This is a genomic window from Cedecea neteri (assembly GCF_000757825.1).
Lineage (GTDB): Bacteria > Pseudomonadota > Gammaproteobacteria > Enterobacterales > Enterobacteriaceae > Cedecea > Cedecea selenatireducens.
This window is the reverse complement of sequence record NZ_CP009451.1, coordinates 3,768,091-3,784,669: the sequence shown is the minus strand read 5'-3', so window position 1 is coordinate 3,784,669 and position 16,579 is coordinate 3,768,091. Positions and strand designations below refer to the sequence as shown.

15 protein-coding genes are annotated in these 16,579 nt (G+C 56.3%); 7 read left to right on the top strand and 8 right to left on the bottom strand.

Translation table 11 applies throughout. The features are described from left to right. Positions 1–135: 135 nt before the first annotated feature. The gene (locus JT31_RS17530) at positions 136–753 is read left to right on the top strand and encodes a LysE family transporter (protein ID WP_038480046.1); all 618 of its coding nucleotides are present in this window, start codon (positions 136–138) and stop codon (positions 751–753) included. Between the two features lie 48 nt (positions 754–801). Here the strand turns inward: JT31_RS17530 and JT31_RS17525 are convergent, their stop codons facing one another. Then, positions 802–2,007 carry a M24 family metallopeptidase gene (locus JT31_RS17525; RefSeq protein ID WP_038480042.1) on the bottom strand — a complete coding sequence of 402 codons (1,206 nt, stop codon included), beginning with the start codon at positions 2,005–2,007 and terminating at the stop codon, positions 802–804. Positions 2,008–2,234: 227 nt separating this feature from the next. On the opposite strand from JT31_RS17525, the gene JT31_RS17520 reads away from it, so the two are divergent. Both JT31_RS17520 and JT31_RS17515 read left to right on the top strand, forming a co-directional pair. Then, on the top strand, positions 2,235–2,477 hold the full coding sequence (locus tag JT31_RS17520) for a type II toxin-antitoxin system CcdA family antitoxin (RefSeq protein ID WP_038480039.1): 243 nt from the start codon (positions 2,235–2,237) through the stop codon (positions 2,475–2,477). Between the two features lie 2 nt (positions 2,478–2,479). Continuing rightward, on the top strand, positions 2,480–2,791 hold the full coding sequence (locus JT31_RS17515; RefSeq protein WP_038480036.1) for a CcdB family protein: 312 nt from the start codon (positions 2,480–2,482) through the stop codon (positions 2,789–2,791). Positions 2,792–3,151: 360 nt separating this feature from the next. On the opposite strand, the gene guaA is transcribed toward JT31_RS17515, so the two are convergent. Together guaA and guaB are read right to left on the bottom strand one after the other, a co-directional pair. Next, a complete protein-coding gene (gene guaA / locus JT31_RS17510) occupies positions 3,152–4,729 on the bottom strand; it encodes a glutamine-hydrolyzing GMP synthase (RefSeq protein ID WP_038480033.1) in 1,578 nt (525 codons plus the stop codon). Between the two features lie 67 nt (positions 4,730–4,796). Continuing rightward, a complete protein-coding gene (gene guaB / locus JT31_RS17505; RefSeq protein ID WP_038480030.1) occupies positions 4,797–6,263 on the bottom strand; it encodes an IMP dehydrogenase in 1,467 nt (488 codons plus the stop codon). Between the two features lie 170 nt (positions 6,264–6,433). Here guaB and xseA point away from each other — a divergent pair, with 170 nt between their 5' ends. Continuing rightward, positions 6,434–7,819, top strand: coding sequence for an exodeoxyribonuclease VII large subunit (gene xseA / locus JT31_RS17500; protein ID WP_038480027.1), 1,386 nt, complete (start codon positions 6,434–6,436; stop codon positions 7,817–7,819). A 5-nt stretch (positions 7,820–7,824) separates the two neighbouring features. Here the strand turns inward: xseA and JT31_RS17495 are convergent, their stop codons facing one another. Next, positions 7,825–8,046 carry a zinc ribbon domain-containing protein gene (locus JT31_RS17495; protein WP_038480024.1) on the bottom strand — a complete coding sequence of 74 codons (222 nt, stop codon included), beginning with the start codon at positions 8,044–8,046 and terminating at the stop codon, positions 7,825–7,827. A gap of 258 nt (positions 8,047–8,304) precedes the next feature. On the opposite strand from JT31_RS17495, the gene JT31_RS17490 reads away from it, so the two are divergent. The 3 genes from JT31_RS17490 to JT31_RS17480 are packed head-to-tail and all read left to right on the top strand — an operon-like array spanning position 8,305 to position 11,756. Next, entirely contained in the window at positions 8,305–9,753 is a 1,449-nt protein-coding gene (locus JT31_RS17490) for an amidase (protein ID WP_038480021.1), read from the top strand. After that, positions 9,746–11,056, top strand: a complete 1,311-nt coding sequence (locus tag JT31_RS17485) for a purine-cytosine permease family protein (protein ID WP_038480018.1) — start codon at positions 9,746–9,748, stop codon at positions 11,054–11,056. Before JT31_RS17490 ends, JT31_RS17485 begins: the two co-directional genes overlap by 8 nt. Further along, positions 11,049–11,756 carry a cysteine hydrolase family protein gene (locus tag JT31_RS17480; RefSeq protein ID WP_038480014.1) on the top strand — a complete coding sequence of 236 codons (708 nt, stop codon included), beginning with the start codon at positions 11,049–11,051 and terminating at the stop codon, positions 11,754–11,756. Before JT31_RS17485 ends, JT31_RS17480 begins: the two co-directional genes overlap by 8 nt. 57 nt (positions 11,757–11,813) lie before the next feature. Here JT31_RS17480 and der read toward each other — a convergent pair whose 3' ends face one another. The 4 genes from der to hisS all read right to left on the bottom strand — a co-directional run bounded on the left by der (position 11,814) and on the right by hisS (position 16,565). After that, a complete protein-coding gene (der, locus tag JT31_RS17475) occupies positions 11,814–13,319 on the bottom strand; it encodes a ribosome biogenesis GTPase Der (protein ID WP_038480012.1) in 1,506 nt (501 codons plus the stop codon). Between the two features lie 123 nt (positions 13,320–13,442). Beyond that, the gene (gene bamB / locus JT31_RS17470; RefSeq protein WP_038480010.1) at positions 13,443–14,624 is read right to left on the bottom strand and encodes an outer membrane protein assembly factor BamB; all 1,182 of its coding nucleotides are present in this window, start codon (positions 14,622–14,624) and stop codon (positions 13,443–13,445) included. A 10-nt stretch (positions 14,625–14,634) separates the two neighbouring features. Further along, positions 14,635–15,255, bottom strand: a complete 621-nt coding sequence (locus tag JT31_RS17465; protein WP_038480009.1) for a YfgM family protein — start codon at positions 15,253–15,255, stop codon at positions 14,635–14,637. A 35-nt stretch (positions 15,256–15,290) separates the two neighbouring features. After that, entirely contained in the window at positions 15,291–16,565 is a 1,275-nt protein-coding gene (gene hisS, locus JT31_RS17460) for a histidine--tRNA ligase (protein ID WP_038480006.1), read from the bottom strand. Positions 16,566–16,579: the final 14 nt, after the last annotated feature.

The window sequence follows — 16,579 nt, the reverse complement described above, 5'->3', positions numbered from 1 at the left end:
CATAGATAAGGAAAACATATCACGGTTTTCGGTTGCCGCCTACCGGCCTTCCTTCCCATCATAAAGCCAGCCAGTACGGCGCATAAAAGCAAAAACGTACCACCTGAACCAAGCACTTTTAAGGAAAACCTGAGCATGCCCGGCATCATCCATTACGGCACCTTTGTCGTCTCTTTCATTCTGCTGTTAATCATTCCCGGCCCCGGCAATCTGATCCTGATCACCAGCGCCAGCAAAGGCGGGGCGCGCAGCGGTTATCTCTGCCTGATGGGAATATTGCTGGGTGACCAGGTGCTGCTGTGGTTGGCTATCGCGGGCGTGGCGGCGCTGCTGGAATCCTCACCGCATGTTTTTCAGGTCATCAAGTGGCTGGGCGCAGCTTACCTGCTGTGGATGGGCGCGCAGCTGCTGATGAAGGCGAAAACCGGCGCTCCGCCGCCGCCGGTAACGGGCAAAAGAACGCCGTTTTTACAGGGCATGATTATCACCCTGATGAACCCCAAACCCATTCTGTTTTACGTGATGTTCCTGCCGCTGTTTATCGACCCGGCGCGCAGTCTGGGTATCCCGACCTTCGGGATTCTGGCGGGCACAGCGGCCGCGCTGACCTTTATCTACTGTTCGATAATGATCTTCCTGACGACTTCGCTTGCCGAGAAGGTCCGCACCCGCCCCGGCATGGTTTATCTGCTGGAAAAAGCCACCGGCCTGTTCCTGGCGCTGTTTGCTTTTAAGCTGGCGTTTTTTAGCTGAGATCGATAATTAAGCGAAAAAAGGGCAACTCAATGCCCCGGATTAAGCTTACTCAAAGCGCTGTAACGTTCTGGGTAACTGGCTAAACAGCTCATAGCCGTCATCGGTGATGAGCAGCATATCTTCCAGCATGATCGCCCCGACCCCGATGCCGTAGTAAGGCGTTTCCACGCTAAAGACCATGCCCGGTTCAAAGGTTTCGGTGGCCGCAGCGCTCACGAATGGCGCTTCTTCCAGGCCTAAAAACAGCCCGTCACCATGGCCTAAATGACCCCGGTTATAGTGCGGTAAGCCATTGGCTTTGATTTTGCTCATCGTGTCGTTAAACACGTGGCTGAGCTTCACGCCAGGGCCAATCAGGCTCAGCATATGCTCATGGCCCTGCAAAATCGTTTGGTAGATTCGCTCCGCCATCTCCGTTGGCTGGCCGAATACCACGGTACGCGCCAAATCCGCGCCGTACCCGGCGACGTCCACGCCGCAGTCAAATTTGATTAAGTCGCCCGATTTAACGGGTTCACGGCTCGGGATGAGCTTGGGGGCAAAATCATCCCCTACCGAGATCAAATGGAAGCGCGAAAGGTTCGTTTCCGGGTGCTGCATAACGGCCGCTTTATAGGCGGCAGTGAGATCCCACGCAGAACAGCCCTCGCCAATCGCCTTAAAGGCTTCGCCGATCCCATACTCGGTAATCTGCGCGCTTTTACGCAGGAAGGCTATCTCCCACGGGCTTTTGACCATTCGTAGCTCATTGAAGATTGCCGTGGAATCCACCAGCCGTAAATTCGGGAGCACCTTATCCAGCGTCTGCTTGCCGCCATTGCTCATCGCATTCAGCTCGATAGCGATGTTTTTATCCAGCACGCCGGCGTCCGCTAAAGTGGATTTGAGCAGCGTGAAAACAGCTTCAACCGGTGGGCCAATCGGCCGTTCTTTAATCACCCGCTGCGGGTTGAAAGGCTCATCGACATCGACCCAAACCGGGAAGGTCTTCAGCTCATAGTTCGCCAGCTCAAACTGCAGGCCTGCCGCCTCAAACTCGTTCATCACAACCAAAGATGGCAGCTTTTCATCCCGGAAAATGACCGCCAGCGCCGCGCCGGTATGGCGGAAGGTGTACATAAAGAAACTGGCAAACCCGGTGACATGGCAAAAGTTGTCCGGGGTGGTCACCACCAAAGCCTCAATATTGTTCCGGGCCATGATTGCTCTGGCTTTGGCCGTGACCGCCTGGAGATGATCTGCTTTATTCATGGTGCTCTTTACCTCAGTCTTGTTTAACTTTTGCCGTAGTCGGATCGCCAGATGTTTTAGCAGATCAATCGGGATTTATATAGCGGCTTACGGCGTGAGGCTTTGCTAACGAAGGCAGGAAGTCGATTTTTAGCCAAAGATATTTTGATGATATTTTCGCCATACTGTATATGTGCTACCGTATGTGTTAATTGCACATAGAAATGCGCAGATATTGAGGAGGAGCCATGCCCGCATCAGCAAGTATACGAGTGAAAAAAACGGTCACTGTCACACTAGAGCCAGAGCTGATTCAGGAAGCCAGGGCGGCAGGAATCAACTTGTCACAAACGTTGCGTAATGCTCTAAAGGCCGAAATCAAGGAGATTGAAGCCGCTCGCTGGAAGAAAGAAAACGAAGCCGCAATCGACTATCTGAATCAGCTCACGGAAGAAAACGGGCTTTTATCCGACACCTACAGGACGTTCTGATCATGCAATTCACCGTCTACAAAAATACGGGCAGGCCAACGGCTTACCCGTATTTATTGAATGTTCAGAGCAACATCATTGGGCGCAGAAACACCCGAGTCGTCATTCCTTTATTTCCAGCTGAAAACTATAAAGGGCCACGCACGGACAAACTCACCCCATCCATTAACCTGGCCGGTGAGGATTTTATTGTGATGACTCATGAACTCGCGAGCATCCCTGAACGGGTCCTCGGCGCAGAACACTGCAGCGCGGCTGAACATGAAAATACAATAAAAGCGGCGCTTAACTTCCTTTTCTATGGCATCGAGTAGCGTTCAGGCTTTATGGCAGGCCAGCTCTTTCAGTGGAAACCGACCTGTTTTTACGATCAATCGCTGTGGGAGTGGATATCCCCCTCTTCCACAGCGCCAGTATTCAAGACCGGATAGCGCGAAGGCCAAATCTCTACCTCCGTATTGAATGTTTCAACACGAATAAGCATCGCCTTTGTTCGCTACGCACTCCAAGGACTATGAGTCACATGCGTTAGTTTTTTGCGGTACGAAGATGATTAAGGGGAAGTGATTACGGAGAGAGTTTTGTAGTACACGGAGCAAAAGAAAATCGCCAGAAAATCCTTCGATTTTACTGGCGACTTTTGGAGCTAGCGGTTTTTAGTCAGTGCTAAAAACTTATTCCCATTCGATCGTAGCCGGCGGTTTACCTGAAATATCGTAAACCACGCGGGAGATGCCGTTCACTTCGTTGATGATGCGGTTGGACACGCGGCCGAGGAAGTCATACGGCAGGTGCGCCCAGTGCGCGGTCATGAAGTCGATGGTTTCTACCGCACGCAGGGAAACAACCCAGTCGTACTTGCGGCCGTCGCCCATTACGCCCACGGAACGGACCGGCAGGAACACGGTGAACGCCTGGCTCACTTTGTTGTACAGGTCGGCTTTGTGCAGCTCTTCAATGAAGATAGCGTCGGCGCGGCGCAGCAGGTCGCAGTACTCTTTCTTCACTTCGCCCAGCACGCGAACGCCAAGGCCCGGGCCCGGGAACGGGTGGCGGTAAAGCATGTCGTACGGCAGGCCAAGCTCGAGGCCGATTTTGCGGACTTCGTCTTTGAACAGCTCACGCAGCGGCTCAACCAGGCCCATCTTCATCTCTTTCGGCAGGCCGCCCACGTTGTGGTGAGATTTGATGACGTGCGCTTTGCCGGTCGCGGAGGCCGCAGACTCGATAACGTCAGGGTAGATGGTGCCCTGCGCCAGCCATTTAACGTCTTCCAGCTTCAGCGCTTCTTCGTCGAACACTTCCACGAACACGCGACCGATGATCTTACGCTTGGCTTCCGGGTCGTTCTCGCCCGCCAGCGCGGTCAGGAAGCGCTCTTCGCCCTCAACGTGAACGATGTTCAGGCCGAAGTGATCGCCAAACATGTCCATTACCTGAGCGGCTTCGTTCAGGCGCAGCAGTCCGTTGTCCACGAATACGCAGGTCAGGTTTTCACCGATGGCGCGGTGCAGCAGCATCGCGGTTACGGAGGAGTCAACGCCGCCGGACAGGCCGAGGATAACTTTGTCGTTACCGACCTGCTCGCGGATGCGGACGATCGCATCTTCGATGATTTTTGCCGGGGTCCACAGCGCTTCGCAGCCGCAGATTTCCAGTACAAAACGCTCCAGCAGACGCTGGCCCTGACGGGTGTGGGTCACTTCCGGGTGGAACTGCACGCCGTAGAAGCGTTTTTCTTCGTTGGCCATAATGGCAAACGGACAGGTTTCGGTGCTGGCAACGGTCACGAAGTCGGACGGGATAGCCGTGACTTTGTCGCCGTGGCTCATCCAGACGTCCAGCAGCGGCTTACCTGCTGCGCTCAGGGAGTCTTCGATGCCGCGAACCAGCGCGCTGTCGGTTTTCACTTCAACCTGCGCGTAGCCAAACTCACGCTCGGTAGAGCTTTCAACGTGGCCGCCCAGCTGCATGGCCATGGTCTGCATGCCGTAGCAAACGCCGAACACCGGTACGCCGGCGGTGAACACATACTCTGGCGCACGCGGGCTGTTTTCTTCGGTGGTGCTTTCCGGGCCGCCGGAGAGAATGATGCCGCTTGGGTTGAACTCACGAATTTGAGCTTCGGTAACATCCCATGCCCACAGTTCGCAGTAAACGCCCAGCTCACGGACGCGGCGCGCCACCAGCTGAGTGTACTGAGAACCGAAGTCGAGGATCAGGATGCGATGTTTATGAATGTTTTCCGTCATTGACGTTAATTCCGAGGCAAGTGAAACGAGAATATAAAGAGCCCGGCGCGTGGCCGGGCTAGTGAAATCAGGAGCCCATGCGGTAGTTCGGAGACTCTTTAGTGATGGTCACGTCGTGGACGTGGCTTTCCTGGATACCGGCACCGCTGATGCGTACGAATTCCGCTTTGGTACGCAGCGCGTCGATAGTACCACAGCCGGTCAGGCCCATACAGGAACGCAGGCCGCCCATCTGCTGGTGAACGATCTCTTTCAGGCGGCCTTTATACGCTACGCGGCCTTCGATACCTTCCGGCACCAGTTTGTCTGCTGCGTTGTCGGTCTGGAAGTAACGGTCGGAAGAGCCTTTGGACATCGCGCCCAGAGAACCCATGCCGCGGTAGGATTTGAAAGCACGGCCCTGGTAGAGTTCGATTTCGCCCGGAGACTCTTCGGTACCTGCCAGCATGCCGCCAACCATTACCGCAGCTGCGCCAGCGGCGATAGCTTTAGCGATGTCGCCGGAGAAGCGGATCCCGCCGTCGGCGATGACCGGAATGCCGGTACCTTCCAGCGCTTCAACCGCGTCGGCCACAGCAGTAATCTGCGGTACGCCAACGCCGGTTACGATACGAGTGGTACAGATGGAGCCAGGACCGATACCGACCTTAACCGCGCTGCAACCAGCGTCCGCCAGAGCACGTGCGCCAGCGGCGGTTGCTACGTTACCGCCGATGATTTGCAGGTCAGGATATTTAGCACGGGTTTCACGAATACGTTGCAGAACGCCTTCGGAGTGGCCGTGAGAGGAGTCAATCAGCAGAATATCAACGCCAGCGGCGACCAGAGCGTCAACACGCTCTTCGTTGCCTGCGCCTGCGCCAACCGCAGCCCCAACACGCAGACGGCCCTGCTCGTCTTTACAGGCGTTAGGTTTACGCTCTGCTTTCTGGAAGTCTTTAACGGTGATCATGCCCAGCAGGTGGAACCCGCCGTCAACAACCAGCGCTTTCTCAACGCGTTTTTCGTGCATTTTAGACAGCACGACGTCGCGCGCTTCGCCTTCTTTCACGGTAACCAGACGCTCTTTCGGAGTCATGTACACGCTAACAGGCTGGCTCAGGTCGGTCACGAAGCGCACGTCACGGCCGGTGATGATGCCGACCAGTTCGTTTTCTTCGGTCACTACCGGGTAACCGGCAAAGCCGTTACGCTCGGTTAATTCTTTCACTTCACGCAGGGTGGTCGTTGGCAGCACGGTTTGCGGGTCAGTTACGACGCCACTTTCGTGTTTCTTAACGCGCTTTACTTCTTCTGCCTGGCGTTCAATCGACATATTTTTGTGGATGAAACCAAGACCGCCTTCCTGCGCCAGGGCGATAGCCAGACGCGCTTCCGTCACGGTATCCATCGCTGCGGACAGCATAGGGATATTCAGACGAATAGTTTTGGTCAGTTGGGTGCCGAGATCGGCCGTGTTCGGCAGAACAGTAGAGTGAGCTGGAACGAGGAGAACGTCGTCAAACGTCAGTGCTTCTTTAGCGATACGTAGCATGGCAATATCTCAACCTGGGGGTGAATGAGAACAGATAAAATATTGCCGCGGCATTATACAGAGCGTAAGCGATTGCATCCACACTTTTTTCGCAAAACTCCTTGCTAATAGCGCACCGGGCTGTAGTATCGACCTATTAACCTGCTGATTTAGAATTTGATCCAGCTCACATGTCGACACTGAATCCCCCTTCAATTTTTACCGTTTCTCGCCTGAATCAGACGGTGCGTTTGCTGCTGGAGCAGGAAATGGGGCAGGTCTGGATCAGCGGTGAAATCTCCAACTTCAGCCAGCCCTCTTCGGGCCACTGGTACTTCACGCTAAAAGACGACACCGCCCAGGTTCGCTGCGCGATGTTCCGTAACAGCAATCGCCGCGTGACCTTCCGCCCGCAGCACGGGCAGCAGGTGTTAGTGCGCGCTAACATCACCCTTTACGAACCACGCGGCGACTATCAGATTATTGTCGAAAGCATGCAGCCCGCCGGTGAAGGGCTGTTGCAGCAGCAGTACGAGCAGCTCAAGCAGAAGCTGAGCGCTGAAGGTCTTTTCGACCAGTTGCACAAGCAGGCCCTGCCCGCTCCGGCTCGCCAGGTCGGCGTTATTACCTCTAAAACCGGCGCGGCCCTGCACGACGTTCTGCACGTATTACAGCGCCGCGATCCGTCCCTGCCGGTCATCATTTACCCGACTGCCGTTCAGGGCGCAGACGCCCCGCTGCAAATCGTGCGAGCTATTGAACTTGCTAACCTGCGCAACGAGTGTGACGTGCTAATTGTCGGGCGCGGCGGCGGCTCGCTGGAAGATCTGTGGAGCTTTAACGATGAGCGAGTTGCGCGGGCAATTTTCGCAAGCAAGATCCCGGTCGTTAGCGCCGTAGGGCATGAAACTGACGTCACGATCGCCGATTTTGTCGCTGATTTACGGGCGCCAACGCCTTCCGCCGCGGCGGAAATCGTCAGCCGCAATCAGCTCGAATTATTGCGCCAAATCCAGTCTCAACAGCAGCGTATGGAAATGGCGATGGACTATTACCTCGCCCAGCGCTCGCGGCGGTTTACCCAGCTGCACCATCGCCTGCAGCAGCAGCATCCTCAGCTACGTTTAGCTCGCCAGCAAACCACGCTTGAACGCCTGCGCCAGCGCCTGAACGTGGCCATCGACGGCAAAATGCGCCGGGCGACCCAGCAGCAGCTACGCCTTAGCCAGCGCCTTAACCAGCAGCAGCCTCAGGCACGCATTCACCGCGCCCAGTCTCGCTTACAGCAGCTTGAATACCGCCTGTCGCAGTTAGTGAGCGCTCAGCTCAGCCAGACAAAACAGCGCTTCGGCACCGCGCTCGCCCAACTGGAAGCCGTCAGCCCGCTGGCGACGCTCGCGCGCGGCTACAGCGTGACGACGGCCGAAGACGGCAAAGTGCTGAAGAAAACCAAACAGGTGAAGTCCGGGGACACGCTGACCACGCGCCTGGATGACGGCTGGGTTGAAAGTCAGGTGACGGGCATTAAACCGGTGAAAACGCCGCGTAAGCGCAAGCCAGCGGCGAAAGGCGAATAAACAGTTCAGAGCGCGGTGGAAATAAATTCCACGCGCTTTTTAGAAATCAGCCCGTGGCCGTTCTGGCAGAAATAATCCACCGCCCCACACGCCTTCAGCACCTGCAACGGTTTATGGCAGTCCGGGCAAAGCGCCTCCAGACGGAAATCTTTGCCGCAGGCATCACAGTGCGCGCCGCCGTCCGTTTGTCTCAGTTCGTTTCTACACTCGGGGCAATTAAGCATCATCCTTCCCTCCCGCTAAGTCATTAATGGGCCCCATTATATACCCATAACGTTCAGATGGATTCACTTCGCTATTGTGCAAAAGGCTGGCAAGTTTAGCGCATTAATGCACCGTTTTTGCCCAACCTGTTCCCTCGCTGATTAACGCTTGTATCCAGACTGGTATCCCAGACGGCGCTGCGGCTGAACCTTCAATTTTTTGAAGTCATTGGCATGATAATTGAATCACTCCCTTTACGTGGTCAATCGGGGAGGATTTTCATGTTTGATGAGCTGTTAGATAAAGATGCCACTGCGCTTGCCGCACTGATTCGCTGTGGCGAGGTTTCAGCCCGGGAAGTTACTCAGGCAGCCATCGATCGCCAGCAGGCGCGTGAGCCCTTAATTCAGGCGTTTTGTACCCCAACGCCGGAACTCGCTCTGGCTCAGGCGAAAGCCGTCGATGCCAGGCGTGCCAGCGGGCAAACATTAGGTGCGCTGGCGGGCGTTCCCCTGGCGGTGAAAGACCTGATTTGTACCGCCGGAGTGAAAACCACCTCAGGCTCTGCCGCCTACCAGGACTTTGTGCCGGAAGAGGACGATATCGCCGTGGAGCGCCTGCTGGCTGCGGATGCCATCCTGCTGGGTAAAACCACCGCCCCCGAATTTGGCTACAGCGGCGTGGGGCACAATCCTCTGTTTCCTTCCCCACGTAACCCCTGGGATCTGAGCAAAACGCCCGGCGGCTCCAGCGCAGGCTCAGGTGCAGCGCTCGCTGCCCGGATGTGCCCGATTGCGCTAGGCAGTGACGGCGGAGGCTCGGTGCGCATTCCGGCCGCTCACTGCGGCGTCTATGGCCTGAAAGCTTCTATGGGGCGTGTGCCACTTTGGCCCGGCTGCCGCGACGAACGTTATCCGGGCGTTTCCAGCTGGGAGTCTTTGGAGCACATTGGGCCGATGACCCGCACCGTGCGGGATGCTGCGTTGATGATGTCGCTGCTGGCCGGCCCGGATATGCGCGACCGCCACTCTATTCCCAGCTCTGACGTTGACTGGCTGACCTCGTTAGATAAGCCCTTGAGCGGCCTGCGGATCGCCTTTAGCGCCGATTTTGGTTACGTCGCCGTGGACAGCGAAGTTCGCCGGATAACGACGGAAGCTGCGCGTCGTTTCGCGCGTGAGCTGGGCGCGGAGCTGGAAGAAGTTGACCCCGGCATCGCCGATGAAGTCTCGACGTTTGCCGCTTTGGTTGCCTTTGAAAGCGATCTGACCGGCATGCGAAAAATGCAGGCCGAACTGGGGCCGCGAATGTCGCCGCACCTGAGCGCCATGCTGCATCACACGTGGCAGGCCGAAACATTCACCGACGCGAATACCCAGCGTAAAAAAATCTGCAATCAGCTTTGGCGTTTTATGCAGCGCTATGACCTGCTGCTTTCCCCAACGCTCGCCGTGCCGCCGTTTCCGCTCAACATGCAGGGCCCGGAGGTCATCGACGGGCGCATGGTGAGAAGTGACCACTGGCTGTCGTTCTGCTTCCCGTTCAACTTTACCGGCCAGCCGGCTGCTTCGGTGCCCGCAGGCTTTACCGCTGACGGCCTGCCCGTCGGGCTGCAAATCGTGGGTCGTCACCTGGACGATGGCCTGGTGCTCGCGGCAAGCGCCGCTTTCGAGCGCATTCAACCATGGAATCACATCAGCCCTGCTTCACTCGGAGTTGTCCATGAATAAGAAATCGTCCCCTGCCCTGGAGCAGGAATTTGAGCACGAGCCCGTGCCGCTTAGCCATCGCCATTCTACGGGATCCGTCTCGGCAGTGTGGTTTGGTTTCCCTATGATCCTCACCAATGCGCTGTTTGGGGGCATCATCACCTGGTCTCTCGGCTTCTGGCCGGCCATTATTGCCATTCTTCTGGGCAACCTGGTGCTGTTTGCCTATGTGGGCTCCCTCAGCTGGTTTGCCGGGCAGACGGGCATGAACTTCGCCTTACAGGCAAAACGAACCTTCGGCACCAAAGGCTACATTTTGGTTTCTGGTTTTCTTTCCACGGTGGTGATTGGCTGGTATGCCTTCCAGACCGGCCTTACCGGCACGGTGATTAATCAGACCTTCGGCTGGAACGCGCTGGCGGTGACGGCGTTCGCCATCGTGCTCTACACCGGCGTCACGTTCCTGGGCGTTCGCGCGCTGTCGATTCTGGGCATGGTTGCGGCCCCGCTGTTTGTGGTGCTTGGCCTGGTGGCGCTGTGGCTGATTAGCCAGCAGCATGATTTCAGCGCTGTCGTTCAGTGGCACGGCAGCCCCGCCGCTGTGGGCACCATGAGTATGGGCACTGCCGTTACCATGGTGGTGGCGGGCTTTGCTGATTCAGGTACCATGACCGCCGACTTCACCCGGTGGTCAAAAAACGGTAAATCCGCCGTGATTGCCGCCTTCTCGGCATTCCCGGTCGCCAACGTCATTTCTTATCTTTTTGGCGTGGTTATCGTGGCGGTGGGCGCGGCCGTCGACCCGGCGACCAACGGCGGGAACTTCCTGCCGATACTGATGGGGCACGGCGCTTTGCTGTCGGCCATCGCCTGCCTGTTCGTTTTTATCAACCTCGGCTCCGTCTGTACGCACTGCCTCTACAACGGTGCCGTGGGCTACAGCCATCTTTTCCACAGCAAAATGCGGCTCTGGACGCTTATTCTGGGCGTTGCGGGCGGCGCGCTGGCGTTAGCGGGCGTGTGGTCTTACTTCCTTGAATGGCTGAGCCTGCTCGGCATTGTCGTGCCGCCGTTTGGCGCCGTGATGATCGTCGATTTGATTTTTATGGCCAAAATTAGCGAAACCCGTAAAACAAGCCGCATGCGTGGCAGCGCCTTTGCGGCCTGGGCTATCGGTAGCCTTTGCGCAGTGGTCGCTCACCTGCTGTTCCCGCAGTTTGGCGAAGCGGTCATTGGCCTGGTCACCGCAGCAATCAGCTACACCCTGATAATGAAAATTAAAAATGAAGCCCCGGCGAGCATCATGGAGGGAAAAAATGCCTGATTACACCGTTAACTCAACGCCGTACGCCTGGCCCTTTGACGGCCACTACAGCGCCCACGACACCGCGCTGATCGTCATCGATATGCAGACCGATTTTTGCGGCAAAGGTGGTTACGTCGACAGTATGGGCTATGACATTGCGCTGACGCGGGCACCGATAAAACCGCTCCAGCAGGTACTGGCCCGCCTGCGCGAGCTGGGCTTTCCGATTATTCATACCCGCGAGGGACATCGCCCTGATTTAAGCGATTTGCCGGCGAATAAGCGCTGGCGTTCAAAACGTATGAACGCAGAAATCGGCGCGGCGGGCCCTTGTGGCCGCATTCTGGTACGCGGGGAGCCTGGCTGGGAAATCATTCCGGAACTGGCCCCGCTCGAAGGGGAAGTGATTATTGATAAGCCTGGAAAAGGGTCGTTTTACGCCACCGATCTGGAACTGATTCTACGCAGCCGGGGGATCCGCAACCTGATACTGAGCGGCATTACGACGGATGTTTGCGTGCATACCACGCTGCGTGAAGCCAACGACAGAGGCTTTGAATGCCTGGTACTGACCGATTGCTGTGCGGCCACGGAACGGAAACACCACGAAGCGGCATTAAGCATGATTCATATGCAGGGCGGGATTTTTGGTGCAGTGGCGAGTTCAGAGGTTTTACTGGAAGGGCTTGCCAGCAAAACATCCGCGCTGGCAGTTTAACCTTTAAACCGATGAGCTCCCCTTCTGCCGGGGAGCTCATCGGCTATCAATCAGGGCTTACTTGCCCTTTTTGATATGTTTAATCAGACGCTTACGCTTACGCATCTGGTTTGGCGTCAGGGTGTTGCGTTTCCCGGCGAACGGGTTCTCCCCTTCTTTGAACTGAATACGGATTGGCGTACCCATTACGTCCAGCGATTTGCGGAAGTAGTTCATCAGATAGCGCTTGTAGGAGTCCGGCAGGTCTTTTACCTGGTTGCCGTGAATCACCACGATTGGCGGGTTATAGCCACCGGCGTGAGCATATTTCAGCTTAACGCGACGACCGCGAACCAACGGCGGCTGATGGTCTTCTGCCGCCATGTTCATGATGCGGGTCAGCAGCGCGGTGCTTACGCGGCGCGTGGAGCTGTCATAGGCTTCACGAACGGATTCGAACAGGTTACCTACGCCGCTGCCGTGCAGGGCAGAGATGAAGTGCACGCGGGCGAAGTCGATAAAGCCCAGACGGTAGTCCAGCGTCTCTTTCACCTGCTCGCGAACTTCATTGCTCAGGCCATCCCATTTGTTGACCACGATAACCAGTGAGCGCCCACTATTCAGGATGAAGCCCAGCAGCGAGAGATCCTGATCGGAAATGCCTTCGCGGGCATCAATAACCAGCAGCACCACGTTCGCGTCTTCAATTGCCTGCAGGGTTTTGATTACCGAGAATTTTTCTACCGTATCGGTAATTTTCCCGCGCTTACGTACGCCCGCGGTATCAATCAGCACGAATTCACGCTCATCACGCTCCATCGGGATATAGATACTGTCGCGAGTGGTACCCGGCATGTCGTAAACGACCACGCGTTCTTCGCCGAGAATACGGTTAGTTAGCGTGGACTTACCTACGTTAGGGCGACCAACGATAGCGAGCTTAATCGGCAGATCCTGGGGATTGAAGGCTTCTTCTTCCTCTTCTTCCTCAAGCTCTTCGTCATCGGAAACAATGCCGTTTTTAGCGTTAAACGCGGCCCAGTAGGCTTCGTCTTCGTCGATTTCTTCCGGCTGTTCACGCGGGTCGACGTCGTCCATCCACGGCACCAGAACGTGCTCCAGCAGGCTGGTTACGCCGCGACCATGGGAAGCAGCAATCGGGTGGATTTCGCCGAGGCCCAGGGAATAGAAGTCGATAACCGCCTGGTCCGGGTCAAGACCATCGGTCTTGTTCGCTACCAGGAAAGTAGGCTTCTGACGAGAGCGCAGGTGCTTAGCGATGGCTTCATCGGCAGGCATCAGGCCCGCGCGCGCATCCACCATGAACAGCACAACATCTGCCTCTTCAATCGCCAGTAGCGACTGCTCGGCCATACGCGTTTCCACACCGTCTTCGGTGCCGTCGATACCGCCGGTATCAATGCAGATAAACTCACGGCCTTCGACTTCCGCACGACCGTACTTGCGATCGCGAGTCAGCCCCGGAAAATCCGCAACCAGCGCATCGCGGGTACGCGTTAAGCGGTTAAACAGGGTCGATTTACCGACGTTAGGGCGCCCAACAAGCGCGACCACAGGTACCATTATAAAAGCCTCATTACTCAAAATTTATTAGCAAAACGGCGTCAATTTTCGGCCGTTTTAAAAAAACCAAAACGGCTCCCGGACTAAGGGAACCGTTTCAAACGTGACGATTATCCGACAAGTTTAGCGTTTGATGGCGTACAGCGTGCCGTCTTTTGCCTGGATAAGCAGTTTGTCGCTGGCAACAACCGGCGTCGTCTGGAAGCCGGAGCTGTCCACTTTCTGCTGGGCAACAAAGCGCCCGTCATCATTGTTGATCCAGTGCATGTAGCCTTCGCTGTCGCCGACCACCAGATAGCCATTGTACAGCACTGGCGCGGTCAGGTTGCGGTGCAGCAGATCGCTTTGCGTCCACAGGGTCACGCCACCGTCCACGTTCAGGGCAACAACGCGGTCGTTCTGATCCACCAGATAAATGCGGTTACCGTCAACGATGAAGTCGTTCACCGAGCCCATCTCACGTTTCCACATGATCTGGCCGGAACGCAGATCCAGCGCGGTCAGGTTGCCGTTATAAGCCAGAGCATAAACCACACCGTTAACAATAACCGGAGTAGTATCAACGTCGCTCAGGCGGTCGATTTCCGTCGCACCGGTTGCCTGGGAGATACGCTGCTGCCAGATAATCTGGCCCTGCTGCATCAGCACGGCGCTAACGCGGCCGTTATCACCGCCGACGATAGCTGCGCCAAAGGCGGTTGCCGGAGCCGATTCACCGCGCAGAGACAGCGAAGGCATATCGAGGTTAACGCTCCATTTTACCGCGCCGTCAGCTTCGTTCAGCGCCTGCAGCATACCGTTGCTGGTATGAATCAGCACAACGCCATCGCTCACAACCGGGCGAGAAAGCGCTTCACCCGCCACTTTCGCCTGCCAGGCAATGCTACCGTCCGAGGTATTCAGCGCGAAGACTTTCGCTTTTTCGCTGCCCACATAAACGTGCCCACCGTCAACGGTCAGACCGCCGGACAGCAGAGCAGGAATATTGCTGGAGAAGAAGCCGGTTTTCTCAGAGAGATCGACTTTCCACTCTTCTTTACCGTCATCCGCATTCACGGCTTTTACGGTACCACGGCGGTCAGCGGCATAGATGGTGCTGCCTTCCCATGCCGGATGCAGGTTAGAGTAGAAATCACCGATTCCATTACCCACGGACGTGCTCCACGCTTTCTCCGGGGTGAACTGGTTTTCCACCGTTGGCAGCGGGGACATTTTAACCACATCTTCTTCGCCGCTGAACAGAGAGCAGCCGCTGAGCAGCGTCAAAGAGAGCAGCCCAGGCACAAATAGTTTACGCAATTGCATCGGGTCCCTCTTAGCTGGACAAATTATTGATTTTCATCTGCATCATTTCACGCAGGGCAGGAGAAGCATTGGTTTGAGAACCTTTGCTCCACGCATCACGTGCACCCTGCTTATCCCCTTTACTGAGCAACGCCTCACCGCGCAGGTCGGCAACCATCGCTACCCAGCCTTCGCCTTTCACGCTATCCAGGGTTTTCAGCGCGGCATCAGCCTGCTTCTGCTGGATCTGAACGCGAGCCAGACGCAGGTTAATCAGCGCCTGCATGTTCGCGTCTTTGGTGCTGCTAAGGCCGTTTTGCAGCTGGGTGGCCGCCTTGCCTAAATCGTTTTTATCAACGAACTGCTGAGCCAGCTCTAACGCCGCCAGCGCACCGTAGGTGTTTTTGTTGTCAGCAGCGAATTTTTCTACCGCTTCCAGCGTTTGGGGCTGGTCTGCTTTCACCGCGCTGGTGACGTTCTGATAAGCCAGAGAAGCGTCACGCATGGAGTCGTCCTGATGGCCGTTCCAGTAACGCCAGCCCACCAGAGCGCCGATACCCAGCACAACCCCGACTACCAGCGCTTTGCCGTTTTCTGCAAAGAAGCGTTTTACCGCTTCCATCTGATCGTTTTCGTTCTCGTAAACTTCCACGCAGTCCTTCTCCTTAACGAATAATCACCGGGTGATTAACCCAGTAACGCCTGCAGATGGGCGGCAGCGTCGGCCTGTGCGACGTTTTGTTGCTCACCTGTGCGTAAATCCTTAACCACGACTTCGCCTTTAGCGACTTCATCTTCACCCAGCACCAGTGCAACGCGAGCGCCCCACTTGTCGGCACGAGCGAACTGCTTCTTGAAGTTACCGCCGCCGTAGTTACTCATCAATTTCAGTGCCGGCACCTGGTCACGTAGCTTTTCAGCCAGCAACATTGCCGCGCCCTGCGTTCCCTGACCCGAGGAGATCAGGTACATATCGACAACGGATTCTGCTTTAAATTCAGGATTAATCGCCTGAACCAGTAAAACAAGGCGCTCAAGGCCCATGGCAAAACCAACCGCCGGCGCCGCGCGCCCGCCAAGCTGCTCAACCAGACCATCATAGCGGCCACCTGCACACACGGTGCCCTGAGAGCCCAGGCTGTTGGTAACCCACTCAAATACGGTGCGGTTGTAGTAGTCCAGGCCGCGAACCAGACGCTGGTTTACGGTGTAGGCAATGCCTGCCGCATCGAGGAACTGGCACAGACCAGCGAAGTGCTCACGAGACTCTTGATCAAGGTAATCACCCAGCTGAGGCGCATCGTTCAGCAGAGCCTGAACGTCCTGATTTTTGGAGTCCAGCACGCGCAGCGGGTTGCTGTACATGCGGCGTTGGCAGTCTTCGTCCAGCTTCTCTTTATGCTGCTCCAGGAAAGCAACCAGCGCATCACGATAGTTAGCGCGAGCTTCCAGAGAGCCGATAGAGTTCAGCTCCAGGCTCACGTGCTGGTCAATACCCAGCGCGCGCCACCAGCGAGCGGTCAGCATGATAAGCTCGGCGTCGATATCCGGGCCGTTCAGGCCAAAGACTTCAACACCCAGCTGGTTAAACTGGCGATAACGCCCTTTCTGAGGACGTTCGTGGCGGAACATCGGCCCGATGTACCACAAGCGCTGTTCCTGATTGTACAGAAGACCATGTTCGATACCGGCACGCACGCAGCCCGCGGTGCCTTCAGGACGCAGGGTCAGGCTGTCGCCGTTGCGATCCTCAAAGGTATACATCTCTTTTTCAACCACGTCGGTGACTTCACCGATAGCGCGTTTGAATAACGGGGTCTGCTCTACAATCGGCAAACGGATTTCGCTGTAACCGTAGCTCGCGAGCACCTGCTTAAGAATGCCTTCAATACGCTGCCAGATGGCGGTTTCGCCCGGCAGGTAATCGTTCATGCCGCGAATGGCTTGAATGTTTTTTGCCACGTTTTTTCTCTGCT

Excerpts from the sequence above, each read along its gene's own strand:
- guaA (WP_038480033.1), bottom strand. The coding sequence starts at position 4,729 with ATGACGGAAAACATTCATAAACATCGCATCCTGATCCTCGACTTCGGT.
- JT31_RS17525 (WP_038480042.1), bottom strand. The coding sequence starts at position 2,007 with ATGAATAAAGCAGATCATCTCCAGGCGGTCACGGCCAAAGCCAGAGCA.
- guaB (WP_038480030.1), bottom strand. The coding sequence starts at position 6,263 with ATGCTACGTATCGCTAAAGAAGCACTGACGTTTGACGACGTTCTCCTC.
- JT31_RS17485 (WP_038480018.1), top strand. The coding sequence starts at position 9,746 with ATGAATAAGAAATCGTCCCCTGCCCTGGAGCAGGAATTTGAGCACGAG.
- JT31_RS17480 (WP_038480014.1), top strand. The coding sequence starts at position 11,049 with ATGCCTGATTACACCGTTAACTCAACGCCGTACGCCTGGCCCTTTGAC.
- JT31_RS17530 (WP_038480046.1), top strand. The coding sequence starts at position 136 with ATGCCCGGCATCATCCATTACGGCACCTTTGTCGTCTCTTTCATTCTG.
- JT31_RS17520 (WP_038480039.1), top strand. The coding sequence starts at position 2,235 with ATGCCCGCATCAGCAAGTATACGAGTGAAAAAAACGGTCACTGTCACA.
- JT31_RS17515 (WP_038480036.1), top strand. The coding sequence starts at position 2,480 with ATGCAATTCACCGTCTACAAAAATACGGGCAGGCCAACGGCTTACCCG.
- JT31_RS17495 (WP_038480024.1), bottom strand. The coding sequence starts at position 8,046 with ATGATGCTTAATTGCCCCGAGTGTAGAAACGAACTGAGACAAACGGAC.
- xseA (WP_038480027.1), top strand. The coding sequence starts at position 6,434 with ATGTCGACACTGAATCCCCCTTCAATTTTTACCGTTTCTCGCCTGAAT.
- der (WP_038480012.1), bottom strand. The coding sequence starts at position 13,319 with ATGGTACCTGTGGTCGCGCTTGTTGGGCGCCCTAACGTCGGTAAATCG.
- JT31_RS17490 (WP_038480021.1), top strand. The coding sequence starts at position 8,305 with ATGTTTGATGAGCTGTTAGATAAAGATGCCACTGCGCTTGCCGCACTG.
- bamB (WP_038480010.1), bottom strand. The coding sequence starts at position 14,624 with ATGCAATTGCGTAAACTATTTGTGCCTGGGCTGCTCTCTTTGACGCTG.